This is a genomic window from Pseudomonas sp. NFR09 (assembly GCF_900111535.1).
GTDB lineage: Bacteria > Pseudomonadota > Gammaproteobacteria > Pseudomonadales > Pseudomonadaceae > Aquipseudomonas > Aquipseudomonas extremorientalis.
Window position 1 is genome coordinate 230,255 of record NZ_FOIH01000010.1, and the last position, 16,127, is coordinate 246,381.

14 protein-coding genes and 1 other RNA gene are annotated in these 16,127 nt (G+C 58.9%); 8 read left to right on the forward strand and 7 right to left on the reverse strand.

What is annotated here, in order from left to right:
• Positions 1-42: 42 nt before the first annotated feature.
• The 4 genes from ssrA to BMX59_RS22520 all read right to left on the reverse strand — a co-directional run bounded on the left by ssrA (position 43) and on the right by BMX59_RS22520 (position 5,535).
• Positions 43-439, reverse strand: a transfer-messenger RNA (tmRNA) gene (gene ssrA / locus BMX59_RS22505).
• Between the two features lie 104 nt (positions 440-543).
• The gene (locus tag BMX59_RS22510) at positions 544-822 is read right to left on the reverse strand and encodes a hypothetical protein (RefSeq protein ID WP_010206635.1); all 279 of its coding nucleotides are present in this window, start codon (positions 820-822) and stop codon (positions 544-546) included.
• A gap of 137 nt (positions 823-959) precedes the next feature.
• Entirely contained in the window at positions 960-3,770 is a 2,811-nt protein-coding gene (locus tag BMX59_RS22515; protein WP_093125912.1) for an FAD-binding and (Fe-S)-binding domain-containing protein, read from the reverse strand.
• 70 nt (positions 3,771-3,840) lie between these two features.
• Positions 3,841-5,535, reverse strand: coding sequence for a lactate permease LctP family transporter (locus BMX59_RS22520; RefSeq protein ID WP_071489983.1), 1,695 nt, complete (start codon positions 5,533-5,535; stop codon positions 3,841-3,843).
• A 249-nt stretch (positions 5,536-5,784) separates the two neighbouring features.
• Here BMX59_RS22520 and BMX59_RS22525 point away from each other — a divergent pair, with 249 nt between their 5' ends.
• Positions 5,785-6,552 carry a GntR family transcriptional regulator gene (locus BMX59_RS22525; RefSeq protein ID WP_092248351.1) on the forward strand — a complete coding sequence of 256 codons (768 nt, stop codon included), beginning with the start codon at positions 5,785-5,787 and terminating at the stop codon, positions 6,550-6,552.
• A gap of 37 nt (positions 6,553-6,589) precedes the next feature.
• Here BMX59_RS22525 and smpB read toward each other — a convergent pair whose 3' ends face one another.
• Positions 6,590-7,072 carry an SsrA-binding protein SmpB gene (smpB, locus tag BMX59_RS22530; RefSeq protein ID WP_058427663.1) on the reverse strand — a complete coding sequence of 161 codons (483 nt, stop codon included), beginning with the start codon at positions 7,070-7,072 and terminating at the stop codon, positions 6,590-6,592.
• Positions 7,073-7,238: 166 nt separating this feature from the next.
• Here smpB and BMX59_RS22535 point away from each other — a divergent pair, with 166 nt between their 5' ends.
• The gene (locus tag BMX59_RS22535) at positions 7,239-7,673 is read left to right on the forward strand and encodes a type II toxin-antitoxin system RatA family toxin (protein ID WP_093125917.1); all 435 of its coding nucleotides are present in this window, start codon (positions 7,239-7,241) and stop codon (positions 7,671-7,673) included.
• On the forward strand, positions 7,666-7,968 hold the full coding sequence (locus tag BMX59_RS22540; RefSeq protein WP_092248354.1) for an RnfH family protein: 303 nt from the start codon (positions 7,666-7,668) through the stop codon (positions 7,966-7,968). The genes BMX59_RS22535 and BMX59_RS22540 overlap by 8 nt, the downstream gene beginning before the upstream one ends.
• Before the next feature lie 63 nt (positions 7,969-8,031).
• On the opposite strand, the gene BMX59_RS22545 is transcribed toward BMX59_RS22540, so the two are convergent.
• Entirely contained in the window at positions 8,032-8,559 is a 528-nt protein-coding gene (locus tag BMX59_RS22545; protein WP_071489987.1) for an outer membrane protein assembly factor BamE, read from the reverse strand.
• Between the two features lie 98 nt (positions 8,560-8,657).
• On the opposite strand from BMX59_RS22545, the gene fur reads away from it, so the two are divergent.
• A complete protein-coding gene (fur, locus tag BMX59_RS22550) occupies positions 8,658-9,062 on the forward strand; it encodes a ferric iron uptake transcriptional regulator (RefSeq protein WP_003194220.1) in 405 nt (134 codons plus the stop codon).
• Positions 9,063-9,149: 87 nt separating this feature from the next.
• On the opposite strand, the gene recN is transcribed toward fur, so the two are convergent.
• Entirely contained in the window at positions 9,150-10,823 is a 1,674-nt protein-coding gene (gene recN / locus BMX59_RS22555) for a DNA repair protein RecN (protein WP_092248357.1), read from the reverse strand.
• 254 nt (positions 10,824-11,077) lie between these two features.
• Here recN and grpE point away from each other — a divergent pair, with 254 nt between their 5' ends.
• The 4 genes from grpE (at position 11,078) to dapB (ending at position 15,913) form a co-directional block, all read left to right on the forward strand.
• The gene (grpE, locus tag BMX59_RS22560; protein ID WP_093125925.1) at positions 11,078-11,635 is read left to right on the forward strand and encodes a nucleotide exchange factor GrpE; all 558 of its coding nucleotides are present in this window, start codon (positions 11,078-11,080) and stop codon (positions 11,633-11,635) included.
• 102 nt (positions 11,636-11,737) lie between these two features.
• Positions 11,738-13,654: a molecular chaperone DnaK gene (dnaK, locus tag BMX59_RS22565; RefSeq protein ID WP_092248363.1), complete on the forward strand. Its 1,917-nt coding sequence runs from the start codon at positions 11,738-11,740 to the stop codon at positions 13,652-13,654.
• A gap of 317 nt (positions 13,655-13,971) precedes the next feature.
• Positions 13,972-15,096 carry a molecular chaperone DnaJ gene (gene dnaJ / locus BMX59_RS22570; protein WP_071489991.1) on the forward strand — a complete coding sequence of 375 codons (1,125 nt, stop codon included), beginning with the start codon at positions 13,972-13,974 and terminating at the stop codon, positions 15,094-15,096.
• 10 nt (positions 15,097-15,106) lie between these two features.
• The gene (dapB, locus tag BMX59_RS22575) at positions 15,107-15,913 is read left to right on the forward strand and encodes a 4-hydroxy-tetrahydrodipicolinate reductase (RefSeq protein ID WP_092248366.1); all 807 of its coding nucleotides are present in this window, start codon (positions 15,107-15,109) and stop codon (positions 15,911-15,913) included.
• Positions 15,914-16,127: the final 214 nt, after the last annotated feature.

Below are 16,127 nucleotides of genomic sequence, written 5' to 3' on the forward strand. Positions count from 1 at the left end.
GGCACAAAAAAAGACGTCCATAGACGTCTTTTTTCGTTGATTTGGTGGAGCCGGGGGGATTTGAACCCCCGTCCGCCAGTACTCCGCTGTCGGTACTACATGCGTAGCCGTTTCTATTAAGTTAACCCTCAGCGACCCGAAGGGCAGGGTGCTTTGGGCGAGTTGTGTAAGTTTTAGCCGCTTCGTCCACAACGTACTGCACGGCGATTCTGTTCTATATGACAATCACTTTGGGTTTACAGACATCCCCTGGTGATTGCTGGACCCGAAGGTACCAGAAGCTCAGGGCTAAGGCTGCTTACGCAGCGAGAGCGAATTCCTGGCCGTAGTTTTCGTCATTGGCAACTATAAGAAGTTGCAACAGTGGATTTACGAGTTCTGTTACCAACTCGGCATGCACCTAAAGTTTCGCGACCGGCGTCGAATCCTAAACGGCCCCGTGCTTGTAACTCGTTGTTTCTTAGTGAGTGACAAGCCTATGCAGTGTACGCCAAACACTCGCGGAAGGCCAACCCGAAGGTTGGTCTTCCGCTATGGCGCTGCCTATTGGCCGCCTTTTTCGCTGTTCTGCAGGTCTTGCAGCGCCTTCGAGGTGATCTCGATGCACTTTTTGTCATCACCCGCGGCGTGGGCCGCCTTGGCCTGGGAGACGGCGGTGTCTATCTCGCCGCTTTTACCACTGGTGTCGGTGGCGAGCAGCGCTTTACCGTTGTTGATTTTGTCCAGATTGATTTTGCACAGATCGGGCTCGCCCGCCGCGAACACGGGGGAGGCCAGCATCGCAGCGGTAATGAACAAGCCAGCAAGAGCGGAACGCTTCATAGGGTATCTCCTTGCGCAAAAGGGCTCGACGCTGCTGGCGTTCAACCGCTGCCAGCGACATCACTGATAAACCTCGCTTGGCGAGGCCTATGCAGATGACTACGCCGGCGCGCAGGGGTTCTGTTTTTTTTGCAGGCTCAGTGAGCGCGGGCCTGGGTGACGCGGTCCACCAGGTAGACCAAGCCGTGATAGTCGATGCCGCCATGCTGGCTCAGGCCGATCTCACAGGTGCGGCTGGTGGAGATGCCTTCGCTGCAATATTGCACCGCATCCTTGAGGGTGCGCAGTGAGTGGGCGTTGAGTTCCGGCGTGGTGAAGCCCTTGTCGCCGGCGAACCCGCAGCAATGAATGCCTTCCGGGATCACCACGGTGTTGGAGCAGCGGCGAGCGAGGTCGATCAGGGCCTGGCTCTCGCCCAGGTGCTGGGTGCTGCAGGTGACATGCACCGCGATGGGGGCTTCCTGGGGGGTGAAGTCGAGGCGGTCCATCAGGTGCGTGCGGATAAATCGTACGGGGTCGTAAAGATCCAGGCGCGTTTCGCCCAGCCCCTGCACCAGGCGCAGGGTGCAGGGGCTGGTGTCGCAGTAGATCGGGTCGAGCCCGCCACGGCTGGCGTGGAGCAGTGCGCCGATCAGTTCCTGACGCTTGTGTTCGGCCTGTTCGGCGTAGCCTTTGGAGGCGAAAGGCTGGCCGCAGCACAGGCTGTCCTGATTGTCGGGGAACACGACTTGGTAACCGGCTTTTTCCAACAGGTTGCGGGTTTTGTCGTACAGCGACATCTGCTCTTTATCGCCCGCCGCCGGGCCCATGGCGCGTGAGACGCAGGCCGCCAGGTAGACCACCCGGGGTCGCTCGTCCGTCACCGCCGGGCTGAAGCGAATGGCTTTCTCCGGCTGCGGCATGGCGTTTGTCCACTGCGGAATCTGCCCCTTGGACAGCCTGGTCACGCTGGCCGATAGCTTCGCCAGGCGCGGGGCGCCCAGCAGCATGCGTGCGCCATTGGCCACATGCAGTGTAAAACGCGCGCCTTGCAGCGCGGTGGCGAAATGCGTGGCGAGCCATTCGGCGGTTTTCGTACGGTCAGCTTCGCGGCTGCGCAGTTTTTTCACCAGGTCGCCGGTATTGATTCCTACAGGGCAGCGCTGGGCGCAAAGCCCGGTGGCGGCGCAGGTGTCGATGCCTTGGTACTGATAGGCGGCTTCCAGCTCAGCGGTGTCGATACCAGCGCGTTTTTTCGCCTGGATATCGCGCCAGATCACGATGCGCTGGCGCGGGCTCAGAGTCAGGCCTTTCGACGGGCACACCGGCTCGCAGAAACCGCACTCGATGCACTTATCCACAAGCTCGTCGGCGGCGGGCAGCGGCTTGAGGTGCTTGAGGTGGATTTGCGGGTCTTCGCTGAGCACCACGTCCGGGTTGAGAATGCCGTTGGGGTCGAGCAGGCGCTTGAGTTGCCACATCAGTTGATAGGCATCGCTGCCCCATTCCAGTTCGACGAACGGGGCCATATTGCGGCCGGTGCCGTGTTCGGCTTTCAGCGAACCACCGAATTCCACCGCTACCAGTTGTGCCACGTCGTCCATGAACGCTTGGTAGCGTGTGACTTCTTCCGCGCTGTTGAATCCTTGGGTGAACACGAAGTGCAGATTGCCTTCCAGCGCGTGTCCGAAAAGTATCGCTTCGTCGTAGTGATGTTTGTCGAACAGCTCGATCAAGCGATTCACGCCGATTGCCAGTTGTTCGACCGGGAAGGTCACGTCCTCGATGATTACCGTGGTGCCGGTTTTGCGCACGGCGCCGACGGCGGGAAAGGTGTCTTTGCGGATCGCCCACAGGCGGGCGTTTTCCACGGGGTCTTCGGTGAAATCGACCTGCTTCTCGACCGGAAACTGGGCCAGGGAAGCCATGATCAGCGCCAGTTGCTCGTGCAGTAACGACGAGGACGCTGCACGCGACTCGATCAATAGGGCGCAGGCATTTTCCGATAGGTGCTGTACGAAAGCGGGCATGCCCGGCTTGTTCTGTACCGAGCGCATGCTGCGACGGTCCAGCAGCTCAACGGCCGAAACGGGTTGGGTCTTGAGGACGGTGACTGCATTGCAGCAGGTTTCGACGTCCGGAAACACAATCAACGCCGACGCTTTGTTGGGGTGATCGATCACGGTGTCGTAGGTGACCGCGCTGATAAATCCAAGGGTGCCCTCGGAACCTACCAACAGATGGCTGAGGATATCGAGGGGGGCGTCGAAATCCACCAAGGCATTGAGTGACAGCCCGGTGGTATTTTTCAGACGGTATTTGTGGCGGATCTTTGCCGCCAGTTCAGTATTTGCGCGGGTCTCGCGCCCCAGTGTCGCCAGACGCTCAAGCAGCGCGCCGTGCTGTTCGTGAAACGCCGCCACGCTGGCTGCGTCTTCGGTATCCAGGCGGCTGCCGTCAGCCAATACCAGGCGTATCCCGGCCAGGGTGTGGTAGGTGTTCTGCGCCGTGCCGCAGCACATGCCGCTGGCATTGTTGGCGACGATGCCGCCGATTTTGCAGGCGTTGATCGACGCTGGGTCCGGCCCGATCTTGCGCCCGAACGGCGCCAGCCACGCGTTGGCCTGGGCGCCGATCACGCCGGGCTGCAGGCGGATTTGTGTGCCTTGGCCGCGAATTTCGCGGCCATTCCAGTTGTCCCCCAGTACGATCAGCACCGAGTCGCTGATGGCTTGCCCGGACAGGCTGGTGCCAGCGGCACGGAAGGTGACTGGAACGTGGTCGCGTTGAGCCAGTTGCAGCAGCGCGACGACTTCGTCTTCCGACTCCACGCGGATTACCAGCTGTGGGATCAGTCGGTAAAAACTGGCGTCGGTGCCGAAGGCGAGGGTGGAAAGCGGGTCGTCGAAGCGTCGATCTTTCGGGATCAGTTGTGCGGCGTCGCGCAGGAAAGCAGCAGGCAGGCTCATCGGTCCTCCAGAAATAGCAGACGCCGGAACCGTTGTCCGGCGTCGATTCTTACCCTATTGCATGCAGGTCTCAGTGCACCAGCATACCGGTGAACCAGTAGGCCTGGGCCAGGGTGATCAGCCCGACGATGGTGGCAAAGAACAAGCTGTGCTTGAGGGTGAAGCGAAACAGGTCGGATTCCTTGCCCACCAGGCCGGTGGCGGCGCAGGCCACGGCGATGGATTGTGGCGAGATCATTTTGCCGGTGACGCCGCCGCTGGTATTCGCGGCAACCAGCAGGGTGTCGTTCACACCGATCTGATGCGCAGTGGTGGCTTGCAGCGAGCTGAACAGGGCGTTGGACGACGTGTCGGAGCCTGTCAGGAAAACCCCCAGCCAGCCGAGGAAAGGCGAGAAGAACGGGAAGGCTGCACCGGTGCCAGCTAATACCAGCGCCATGGTCGACGACATGCCGGAGTAGTTGGTGACGAAGGCAAAGGCCAGCACCATGCCGATGGACAGGATCGGCCAGCGCAGTTCGTAGAAGGTCTCTTTTAAAGTGGTAAGACCAGTCTTGATGTCGATCTTCAGTACCAGCATCGAGATCAGCGCGGAGAAGAAAATCGCGGTGCCGGTCGCGGAAATCGGGTCCAGCTTGAACACGGCCGGAATCGCAGTGGGGTTGGTCACGATCGGTGCGACCTTGATCACCAGTTGATCCAGGTGCGGGATCGCAAAGTTGAACACCCAGCTGTACATCGAGCCACCGGCGGCGAACATCGCCTTGAACGGCTTGAGGGTCCAGATGGTGACCAGCACCGTGAGAATCAGGAACGGCGACCAGGCCTTGAAAATCTGCACCAGGCTGTAGGGCGAGACAGTCGTGTTGCGCGGCAGGCCGAAACCGCCCGCACTCGCGGTGACCGCAGCGCTGGATGTGGCGCCGGCTATCTGTGCGCCCGCAGTGCGCTTGGGCTGCCAGACTTTCAGGAACAGCGTCAGGGAAATCAGGCTGGCCAGGGCCGAGGTGATGTCCGGCAGTTCCGGGCCGATGAAGTTGGAGGTGAAGTACTGGGTGATGGCAAAGCTCAAACCTGCAACCAGAGCGGCCGGCCAGGTTTCACGCACGCCGCGCAAACCGTCCATCATGAACACCAGCCAGAAAGGCACGAACAGCGACAGCAGCGGCAATTGGCGGCCGGTCATGGCGCCGATCTTGAACGCGTCGATGCCGGTGACTTGCCCGGCCACGATGATCGGGATGCCCAAGGCGCCGAATGCGACAGGCGCGGTGTTGGCGATCAGGCACAGGCCGGCGGCGTACAGCGGGTTGAAGCCCAGGCCGACCAACAACGCTGCGGTGATGGCCACGGGGGCGCCAAAACCGGCCGCACCTTCCAGGAAGGCGCCAAAGCAGAAGCCGATCAGCAGCACTTGCAGGCGTTGGTCATCGGTAATCGACAGGACCGAACTGCGGATGATCTCGAATTGGCCGCTTTTGACCGTGAGTTTGTAGAGGAACACGGCCGCGACGATGATCCACGCGATAGGCCATAGGCCGTAGGCAAAGCCGTAACCGGCGGCGGCCAGCGCCATGTCCACCGGCATCTGGAAGGCGAAGATCGCCACCAGGATCGACAGCGCCAGGGTGATGCTGCCGGCCACATGCCCTTTGAGGCGAAACACGGCCAGGGCCAGGAAGAAGAATACGATCGGGATGACGGCCGCCAGTGCGGACAGGCCGAGGCTGCCGAGCGGGCTGTAGAGCTGTTGCCAGGTTTGCATATGGGGTGGCCCCTGATTGTTGTTGTTTGGTCAGCTTGGATAATTGGTAATACCAATTTACAATCGCTGTTGGCTAGAGTAAAAGCCTTGCCAGGGGCGTGTCAATTTGCCGCTTGCGAAACTTTGGTCGTAGGTCGGTGTGCAGGGGGGCTGATCGGTTGAAAGGAAGGCGTTCTGATAGGTGCCGCAAGCGCTGCGATAGGCCAGAATAGAGCCCCGGCGAGTGGTCGGGATGGTGGAGAGTGAGTGATGGGGTTTGATCAGGTGCGTCAGCGCCGTTTGTCTGACGATATTGTCGAGCAGCTTGAGGGCATGATCCTCGAGGGCACGCTGAAGTCGGGCGAGCGCTTGCCGGCCGAGCGCGCTTTGGCTGAGCAGTTCGGGGTGTCGCGGCCTTCCTTGCGCGAGGCGATCCAGAAGTTGGCGGCCAAGGGTTTGCTCGTCAGCCGTCAAGGCGGTGGCAATTATGTGGCTGAGTCCCTGGGCTCCACGTTCAGTGATCCGTTGCTGCACCTGCTGGAGAACAATCCCGAGGCCCAGCGTGATCTGCTGGAGTTTCGTCAGACCCTCGAAGCGTCTTGCGCCTATTACGCCGCGCTGCGCGCCACGGAGGTTGATCGCGAGCGGCTGACGGCGGCGTTCGAGGTGCTACAGGATTGCTACACCCGCTGCGATGAAGTGAGTCGAGCGGAAGAGGGCGCGGCCGATGCACGGTTTCACTTGGCGATCGCCGAAGCCAGTCATAACGCCGTGTTGCTGCACACCATTCGCGGTCTGTTCGACCTGCTGAAACGAAATGTGGTGACCAACATTGGTGGCATGTACCAGCAGCGTACGGAAACCCGTGACATGCTGATCAGTCAGCATCGGGATTTGTACCTGGCGATTATCGAAGGTCGCGCCGAGCAGGCGCGCGAGGTTTCAACACGTCACCTGCTGTATGTGCAGGAAGTGCTGGAGGAAGTACGTCAGGAAGTTCAGCGCGTGGCGCGTGCGGAGCGGCGCAAGGGGATGTAGCCGAGGGGGGGCGCCCACGGCTGCATCGCAGCAAGGATTATTCTTCCTTGCCCTTGTTGCGCACGGCGCGATGCAGTTCGCGGTTGGAATCACGTTCGCGCTCGGAATCACGCTTGTCGTATTCCTTCTTGCCCTTGCCCAGTGCGATTTCGCACTTGACCAGGTGCTTGCTCCAATACCAGGACAGACAGACGCAGGCATAGCCCTTCTGCTGTACAGCGGCTGCGAGCTTTTCCAGTTCGCGGGCATTGAGCAGCAGCTTGCGCGTACGCACCGGGTCGGCGATCACGTGGGTGCTCGCGGTGGTCAGCGGGGTGATATGACTGCCGAGCAGCCATGCCTCGCCATCCTTGAGCAGCACATAACTGTCGACCAGTTGCAGCTTGCTGGCACGCAGACTCTTTACTTCCCAGCCGGCCAGGACCAGACCAGCCTCGAACCGATGTTCGATGAAGTAATCGTGTCGCGCCTTTTTGTTTTGCGCGATGGTCCCTGTGGGGTGTTTCTTTTGTTTAGCCATAGGGGCGGCATTATAGGGAGTTGCGAGCGTGTCGGCTACGGTCAACCTGCGTGCTTGAGCGTGTTGGATGAATCCCGGACAATGCAGGCAGTTCTCTGGATTTTTTCTTTCGCGGATCGGGCTGTTTTTTCGCGATGTTTGCCTCAGCTGTGGAAATAACGCACACATGACGACGCACATTCAACGTTCAGCGCTGTTGCCCTATCCGGCACAGGCGCTCTATGACCTGGTCAACGACGTGGCGCGTTACCCGGAATTCCTGCCGTGGTGCTCAACGGCCGAGGTGCTGGAAGGTAGTGATGACCACATGGTCGCCAGTGTCGGGGTCGCGAAGGGTGGCCTTAGTCAGCATTTTGTTACGCGTAATGTGCTGGTGCCCGGTAAGTCCATCGAAATGAATTTGCAGGAAGGGCCGTTTACCCAACTGCATGGCGTATGGGTGTTCAAGGCGCTGACGGATAAGGCCTGCAAAATCAGCCTGGATCTTTCTTTTGACTATGCCGGGCCTATTGTGCGGGCGACGTTGGGGCCGTTGTTCAACCAGGCCGCCAATACCCTGGTGGATGCATTTTGTCAGCGAGCCAAGCAACTGCATGGTTGAGATCGAAGTGGTGTATGCCGCCGAGGATCGCCAAGTGTTGCTCGCGGTGTCGGTGCCGGTGGGCACCCATCTGCGTGCTGCAGTGCAGGCGTCCGGTATTGCAGCGCGATTTCCCGAGCTGGATCTAGCGAATTGCCCTTTGGGGATATTCGGCAAGGTGGTTGCGGATGCCGACGTGCGCGCAGTGCAGGCCGGTGACCGTATTGAGATTTACCGTCCGTTATTGGTGGATCCGAAAGAGGTGCGCCGGCTCCGCGCGGCCAAGGCGGCCCTGGCCAAGCAGCAGCACCCATAGGCCAGCCAAATGGCAGGCAACAAAAAGCCCGGCATGCCGGGCTTTTTGTTGAGCGCCGCACACTTACTGCGGGCTGGTGTCCAGAGGCTGCGGCGTCGGGACGGGTACTGTCTCCACCCCGTCGACGTCTTTCTGGATCTTGTCAAGCAAGGAGCCAGGCTTGGCCGGTACTTCGGACTTCGGCTTCTCGCCTTCCTGCGCAGGCGCAGTCACGTTGTTACCGTTATCCTTGCCAAGCAGGGCTTCATCACGGCTTACGCCGGGCATGAAGTCGCCGGACAGGCTGACAAGCTGGTCATTGCCATTGAAGATGACACTGACGCGCTCCTGCTGGCGTTCACCGCCACCTGGTTGCAGGCTGTAGAGATAATCCCAGCGATCGGCATGGAAAGTGTCGGTCAGCAGGGGATTACCCATGATAAACCGTACTTGCCGTCGGGTCATTCCGGGGCGTAACTGGTCTATCATGTCCTGCGTGACGACATTGCCCTGCTGGATGTCGATTTTGTAAACCCCGGGGAATGAACAACCGGCGAGTGCGAGCAGTCCCACAAAGGTGAAACTGGTTAGCAAGAGCTTGGTGTTTTGCATCGGTGGGCGACTTCCACTATCTTGGCTGGGACAACGTAAACGCCGATCATACCCGTATTAAGAGAAGCTGCGAAGCAGCATCCGCGAGAAAGCTAACCATGGTTGAAAATAGCGAACTACGCAAAGCCGGTCTCAAAGTGACTCTGCCACGAGTCAAGATTCTACAAATGCTCGATTCTGCTGAGCAGCGCCACATGAGTGCCGAGGATGTCTACAAGGCGCTGATGGAGTCTAATGAGGACGTTGGTCTGGCCACGGTTTACCGTGTGCTGACCCAGTTTGAAGCCGCTGGGCTGGTGGTTCGTCATAATTTCGACGGCGGTCATGCAGTGTTCGAATTGGCTGACGGTGGTCATCACGACCACATGGTTGACCTGGATACCAACGAGGTTATCGAGTTCACCAGTCCGGAAATCGAAGCGTTGCAGCATAAGATTGCTGAAGAGCATGGCTTCGATCTGGTTGACCATAATCTGGTCCTGTACATCCGTAAGAAAAAGTAACAAGCGCTGCAGATTTACGCTGCAAAACGATCGAAGGCGACCTCAGGGTCGCCTTCGTGCTTTCTATAAAGAAGGAATGTTGTTCGCTCAGGCCTTTGCTGCCACGACCATTTTCTTCGCGTGCGCCAACGACTCCTTGGTCAAATCAATACCGCCGAGCATGCGCGCCACTTCTTCCACACGTTCGGATTTGTTCAGCTTGGACACGGCCGTGTGCGTCGCATCATTGCCGCGTACCTTGTGCACAAACAAGTGTTGATGACCTTGGGCTGCCACTTGCGGTAAGTGGGTGACCGTCAGTACCTGGCCTCGATCCCCCAGGCGTCGCAACAGTTGGCCAACAATTTCTGCTGTCGGCCCGCCAATGCCCACGTCAACTTCGTCGAATACCAGTGTCGGTACCCGGGAGGTTTGCGCGGTAATCACCTGGATCGCCAGGCTGATCCGCGAGAGCTCGCCGCCGGATGCCACTTTTGCCAACGCCTTGAGCGGCTGCCCAGGGTTGGCGCTTACCAGTAGTTCAACCTGCTCCAGTCCGTGGGGTTGCAGCTCGTTGCTGGTGTTGGCGTGCAGTTCGATGGTGAAGCGCCCGCCCGGCATGCCCAGGCGCTGGATCTCCAGCTCCACTGCGCTGGCCAGGCCGGTCGCGGCTTGTTGGCGCAGGTCGCTCAGTTCGCGCGCTTTCTCCTGGTAATGACGAGCGAACGAGGCGAGTTCTTCGCCCAGTCGTTCGATGGACTCGTCATTCGCATTCAGGGTCTCGATTTCATCCAGCAGTTTTTGCTGCATTGTCGCCACTTCGGTGGGCTGGATTCGGTGCTTGCGCGCCAGGGTGTAGATGGTGTCCAGGCGTTCTTCTATTTCCTGCAGGCGTGCCGGGTCGGCATCGAAGTGATCCAGGAAGCGATTCAGTTCGCCGACCGCTTCCTCCACCTGAATCTGTGCACTGGTGAGCAGCGTCGTAGCTTCGCTCAGCGAGCCGGAGGCATTGTTCACGCTCGACAAGCGATTGAGGCTGGCAGTCAGTGCATTGAGCACGTTGCCCGAGTCGCTTTCACTGCATTGCTCAACCACCTGGCGACAAATACCCAGCAGGGTTTCTGCGTTGGTGAGGTTCTTGTGTTCCTGCTCAAGCTGCTCCAGTTCGTTCTCGCCCAGGCCCAGGCTCTCCAGTTCTTCGAGTTGATAGCTGAGCAATTGATGGCGAGCACGTTGTTCATCGCCGGAGTTGGAGAGTCGCTCCAGTTCCTGGCGAGTCTGGCGCCAGCGCTGGGCGGCCAGTTGCACCTGGCGGGCAAGGTCTGTGGCGCCGGCGTATTCATCTAGCAGGCGGCGATGGGTGTCGGTCTTCAGGAGCGACTGGTGCTCATGCTGGCTGTGGATATCGATAAGCAGCTCGCCCAGGGCTTTCAGGTCGCCCAGTGGGCAGGGCGTACCGTTGATATAGCCGCGAGAGCGACCCTCCGCCGTGATAACCCGTCGCAGGATGCACGGGCCTTCATTATCAAGGTCGCGTTCGGCCAGCCAGGTTTCGGCCTCGGGAATATCGGCCAGGTCGAAGGTGGCCAGGATATCTGCCTTGTCTGCGCCGGGGCGCACCACGCCGCTGTCGGCGCGATCACCCAGGGTGAGACCCAGGGCATCAAGCATGATCGACTTGCCGGCGCCGGTTTCGCCTGTGATTACGCTCATCCCGCGATCCAGTTCGAGATCCAGGTGCTCAACGATGGCGTAGTTATGTACGGACAGGTGCACGAGCATGACGGCCGCTCCCAAGCTTTAGGTCTGGTTATTTATACAGTGTTTTGTTCGAGGCTGACAATCCTGGCGTTTAGCTCGATTTGCTTGAATAGGCGTGTTTTTTAGCGCGCTGAGGAATGAAAGAGCAGGAATTGATCCCGGTCATGGGAAAGACTTTTGGTAACGCCTACGCCCTTGAACCTTGAAATTGTGGCCCCATATACCGGAACAGAAGCGCGAGTTGAGTTCGCGCATGATTTTGAAAGGAGAAAACTATGGCTGACGAACAGACGCAGGATACGCAAACTCCAGACGCCAATTCGGCTGTCGGCGACGAGCTGACAAGTCGCGTGCAAACGCTCGAAGAGCAATTGGCCGCTGCGCAGGATCAGTCTTTGCGTGTTGCCGCCGATCTGCAGAACGTCCGCCGCCGTGCCGAGCAGGATGTAGAGAAGGCTCACAAGTTCGCACTGGAAAAATTCGCCGTTGACTTGCTGCCGATCATCGACAGCCTGGAGCGTGGTCTCGAGTTGTCCAATCCGGATGACGAAAACATCCGCCCAATGCGCGAAGGGATCGAGCTGACCCTGAAAATGTTCCAGGACACCCTGAAGCGTTATCAACTGGAAGCCATCGATCCAACCGGCGGCGAACCGTTCAACGCTAAACATCACCAGGCCATGTCCATGCAGGAAAGCCATGACCTGGAGCCTAACAGCGTGCTGAGAGTGTTCCAGAAGGGCTATCAGCTCAACGGTCGCCTGCTGCGCCCGGCGATGGTCGAGGTGAGCAAGGCGGCACCGGTTGCGCCTTCTATTGATGAGCAGGCTTGAAATACGCTGTAAAGCCCCCATCTATAAGTCAAGCGTTTAAGTGCTACCGCAGTTAGCCACCACTGCTGCGGCAACCAAATTCAAGTTTCGGGAGAGTAAATCATGGGCAAAATTATCGGTATCGACCTGGGGACCACCAACTCGTGTGTGTCCGTCATGGAAAATGGCAAGGCCAAAGTCATCGAGAACGCGGAAGGCGCGCGTACCACACCGTCGATCATTGCTTACGCAAATGATGGCGAGATCCTGGTCGGTCAGTCGGCCAAGCGCCAGGCTGTCACCAACCCGCACAACACTCTGTACGCAGTAAAGCGTCTGATCGGTCGTAAGTTCGACGAAGAAGTCGTACAGAAAGACATCAAGATGGTGCCTTACAAAATCGCCAAGGCTGACAACGGTGACGCCTGGGTTGAAGTAAATGGCGCCAAGATGTCTGCACCGCAGATTTCGGCTGAAGTCTTGAAAAAGATGAAGAAGACGGCCGAAGACTACCTGGGTGAAACAGTGACCGAGGCGGTGATCACCGTTCCGGCCTACTTCAACGACAGTCAGCGTCAGGCCACTAAAGACGCCGGCCGCATCGCGGGCCTGGACGTAAAACGCATCATCAACGAACCAACCGCAGCTGCGCTGGCTTACGGTATGGACAAGGCCAAAGGCGACCACACCGTGATCGTTTATGACCTGGGTGGTGGTACGTTCGACGTGTCGGTTATCGAGATCGCTGAAGTTGACGGCGAGCACCAGTTCGAAGTGTTGGCCACCAACGGTGACACCTTCCTGGGTGGTGAAGACTTTGACATTCGTCTGATCGACTACCTCGTTGACGAATTCAAGAAAGAAAGCGGCATCAACCTCAAAGGTGATCCGCTGGCGATGCAGCGTCTGAAAGAAGCTGCTGAAAAAGCCAAGATCGAACTGTCTTCGAGCAATTCGACCGACGTGAACCTGCCGTACATCACTGCAGATGCCACCGGTCCTAAGCACTTGAACGTGAAGATTTCTCGCGCCAAGTTGGAAGCACTGGTTGAAGACCTGGTTCAGCGCACCATCGAACCTTGCCGCATCGCGCTGAAAGACGCCGGTATCGACGTTGGCTCCATCAACGACGTGATCCTGGTCGGCGGTCAGACCCGTATGCCATTGGTTCAACAGAAAGTTACCGAGTTCTTCGGCAAGGAAGCACGTAAAGACGTGAACCCGGACGAAGCGGTTGCCATGGGTGCTGCCATCCAGGGTGCGGTACTGGCCGGCGACGTGAAAGACGTGCTGCTGCTGGACGTCAGCCCGCTGACCCTGGGTATCGAAACCATGGGCGGCGTGATGACTGCGCTGATCGAGAAAAACACCACGATTCCTACCAAGAAATCCCAGGTGTTCTCGACTGCCGACGACAACCAGGGCGCGGTGACCATTCACGTGCTGCAAGGTGAGCGTAAGCAGGCTGCTCAGAACAAGTCCCTGGGCAAGTTCGACCTGGCCGAGATTCCACCAGCTCCACGTGGCGTGCCACAAATTGAAGTGACCTTCGACATCGATGCCAACGGCATCCTGCACGTTGGTGCGAAAGACAAGGCGACTGGCAAAGAGCAGAAGATCACCATCAAGGCCAACTCCGGTCTGTCTGATGAAGAAATTCAACAGATGATTCGTGATGCTGAAGCGAACGCTGATGCGGATGCCAAGTTTGCCGAGCTGGCTGGCGCCCGTAACCAGGGTGATGCGCTGGTTCACTCGACGCGCAAAATGGTCGCTGATGCTGGCGATAAAGTGACTGCCGAAGAGAAGGCTGCCATCGAAGCTGCTGTCGTTGCCCTGGAAACCGCCGTGAAAGGCGATGACAAGGCAGCTATCGAAGCCAAGATCGAAGAACTGTCGAAAGTGTCTGCGCCAGTTGCTCAGAAAATGTACGCCGAACAAGGTCAGCCAGCTGACGGTGCTGCGCAACAGGCAGAGCCTGAAGCCAAGCACGACGACGTTGTCGATGCCGAGTTCGAAGAAGTCAAAGACCAGAAGTAAGTTGGTCGCCCGGTTGACCGCTATCAAGCGGTGACTGGTAGGATGTCGCCGCGCGGGAGCTTGCTCCCGCGTTGGCGTGTCTGGGGTATGCGAATTTTTACAGCATGCGACAGTCTTCGGATGCTGGCGGTGTGATCGGGAATGCTCCTGCTTTCCGAGCAGTAAATACCGCATTTTTGGCCGGGTCCCTGGCTAAAAGTAGTAATGACCAGGATCGTTGAATTGACGTGAGTTGGGTCCGGGCCTGTATTGGGGCTCAACGAGTTTGGCAAGGCTCAGGAGGGTCTGGCCGAACGTCCTTAAGAGTGCAAAGACTTATGGCAAAGCGTGACTATTACGAAGTATTGGGTGTGGAGCGCGGCTCCAGCGAGACGGACCTGAAGAAGGCCTACCGTCGCCTGGCGATGAAGCATCACCCGGACCGTAATCCGGATAGCAAAGAATCCGAGGAAATGTTCAAAGAGGCCAACGAGGCCTACGAATGCTTGTCTGATCCCAACAAGCGGGCAGCGTACGACCAGTATGGCCACGCCGGTGTCGACCCGAGCATGGGCGGCGGCGGTGCCGGTTTTGGTGGCCAGAACTTCTCCGATATCTTCGGCGATGTATTCAGCGACTTCTTCGGTGGTGGCCGGGGTGGTCAGCGTGGCGGCGCCCAGCGTGGCAGCGACTTGCGCTACACCCTGGAGTTGAACCTGGAAGAAGCCGTACGCGGCACCAGCGTCAATATCCGTGTGCCGACGCTGGTCAATTGCAAGCCGTGCGACGGTTCGGGGGCCAAGAAAGGCTCTTCGCCGATCACCTGCCCAACGTGCGGCGGTATTGGTCAGGTCCGTATGCAGCAGGGCTTCTTCTCTGTGCAGCAGACCTGCCCGCGCTGCCATGGCCAGGGCAAGATCATTTCCGACCCATGCGACTCCTGCCACGGCGAAGGTCGTGTCGAAGAGTACAAAACCCTTTCGGTGAAAGTGCCGGCGGGTGTGGATACCGGTGATCGCATTCGTCTGTCGGGTGAGGGCGAGGCGGGTACGCAGGGTGGCCCTACGGGGGACTTGTACGTGGTGATCAATGTGCGCGAGCACTCGATCTTCCAGCGTGACGGTAAGCACTTGTTCTGCGAAGTGCCGATCAGCTTTGTTGATGCGGCGCTGGGTGGCGAGCTTGAGATTCCAACGCTCGACGGTCGGGTCAAGCTCAAGATTCCTGAGGGCACCCAGACTGGCAAGCAATTCCGTATCCGTGGCAAGGGCGTTGCGCCGGTGCGTGGCGGCGGTGCTGGCGACCTGATGTGCCGTGTGGCGGTAGAGACTCCGGTCAACCTGAATCGTCGTCAGCGCGAACTGCTTGAGGAGTTCCGCAGCTCGATGGAGGGTGATGACTCTCACTCGCCGAAAACCGCGGGCTTTTTCGACGGTGTGAAGCGCTTCTTCGGCGACCTGTAAGGAATTGAATATGCGACGTATAGCCGTAATGGGCGCTGCCGGGCGCATGGGCAAGACGCTGGTCGAGGCGGTGCAGCAACGCTCGCCGGCCTCCGGGCTGACGGCGGCGATCGTCCGCCCGGGCAGCACGTTGATCGGCGCGGATGCCGGTGAGCTGGCTTCGCTGGGGCGCATCGGCGTTTCGTTGTCGGGCAACCTGGAGCAGGTGGCTGACGAGTTCGACGTACTTATCGACTTCACCCTGCCGGAAGTGATGCTGAAAAACCTGGCGTTCTGCCGCAAGGCGGGCAAGGCGATGGTGATCGGTACCACCGGTTTGACGGTTGAGCAGAAGCAGTTGCTGGTGGAGGCGGGCAAGGATATTCCTATCGTCTTCGCGGCCAACTTCAGCGTGGGCGTGAACCTGTCGCTCAAGTTGCTTGATCTGGCAGCGCGCGTGCTGGGGGACGAGGCGGATATCGAAATCATCGAGACCCATCATCGCCACAAGATCGATGCGCCGTCGGGCACCGCGCTGCGCATGGGCGAGGCGATCGCTGATGCGCTGGGTCGCGACCTGTCGAAAGTGGCGGTATACGGCCGCGAAGGCCATACCGGCGCGCGTGCGCGTGACACCATCGGCTTTGCAACGGTGCGCGGGGGGGATGTGGTGGGTGATCACACCGTGTTGTTCGCCACTGAGGGCGAGCGCCTGGAAATCACGCACAAAGCGTCCAGTCGCATGACGTTTGCCAAGGGTGCGGTGCGTGCAGCACTCTGGTTGGAAGGTCGCGAAGCGGGTCTTTACGACATGCGCGATGTGCTGGATCTGCACTAAGCAGTAGCTAAAGCGGGGCCTCAAGCTTATGCTTAGGCCCCGTTTTTACCCGCTGAGCGACGCCCTGTCGCATTCCCCTGCCTTTAAGGCTCATTAGCGGTGGACCAAAAAAGCCTTTTTCTGTAAGCTACAGCTTTAGTGTGTCCACTAAAAGCGCGCAGAATAATTCAGTGAAGAAGCGGGGTGACGTGTCCATACGTCACTCCGCTTTTTT

Excerpts from the sequence above, each read along its gene's own strand:
- BMX59_RS22525 (WP_092248351.1), top strand. The coding sequence starts at position 5,785 with ATGGGGTTTGATCAGGTGCGTCAGCGCCGTTTGTCTGACGATATTGTC.
- recN (WP_092248357.1), bottom strand. The coding sequence starts at position 10,823 with ATGCTCGTGCACCTGTCCGTACATAACTACGCCATCGTTGAGCACCTG.
- grpE (WP_093125925.1), top strand. The coding sequence starts at position 11,078 with ATGGCTGACGAACAGACGCAGGATACGCAAACTCCAGACGCCAATTCG.
- dnaJ (WP_071489991.1), top strand. The coding sequence starts at position 13,972 with ATGGCAAAGCGTGACTATTACGAAGTATTGGGTGTGGAGCGCGGCTCC.
- dapB (WP_092248366.1), top strand. The coding sequence starts at position 15,107 with ATGCGACGTATAGCCGTAATGGGCGCTGCCGGGCGCATGGGCAAGACG.
- BMX59_RS22510 (WP_010206635.1), bottom strand. The coding sequence starts at position 822 with ATGAAGCGTTCCGCTCTTGCTGGCTTGTTCATTACCGCTGCGATGCTG.
- dnaK (WP_092248363.1), top strand. The coding sequence starts at position 11,738 with ATGGGCAAAATTATCGGTATCGACCTGGGGACCACCAACTCGTGTGTG.
- BMX59_RS22545 (WP_071489987.1), bottom strand. The coding sequence starts at position 8,559 with ATGCAAAACACCAAGCTCTTGCTAACCAGTTTCACCTTTGTGGGACTG.
- BMX59_RS22515 (WP_093125912.1), bottom strand. The coding sequence starts at position 3,770 with ATGAGCCTGCCTGCTGCTTTCCTGCGCGACGCCGCACAACTGATCCCG.
- BMX59_RS22540 (WP_092248354.1), top strand. The coding sequence starts at position 7,666 with ATGGTTGAGATCGAAGTGGTGTATGCCGCCGAGGATCGCCAAGTGTTG.
- smpB (WP_058427663.1), bottom strand. The coding sequence starts at position 7,072 with ATGGCTAAACAAAAGAAACACCCCACAGGGACCATCGCGCAAAACAAA.
- BMX59_RS22535 (WP_093125917.1), top strand. The coding sequence starts at position 7,239 with ATGACGACGCACATTCAACGTTCAGCGCTGTTGCCCTATCCGGCACAG.
- fur (WP_003194220.1), top strand. The coding sequence starts at position 8,658 with ATGGTTGAAAATAGCGAACTACGCAAAGCCGGTCTCAAAGTGACTCTG.
- BMX59_RS22520 (WP_071489983.1), bottom strand. The coding sequence starts at position 5,535 with ATGCAAACCTGGCAACAGCTCTACAGCCCGCTCGGCAGCCTCGGCCTG.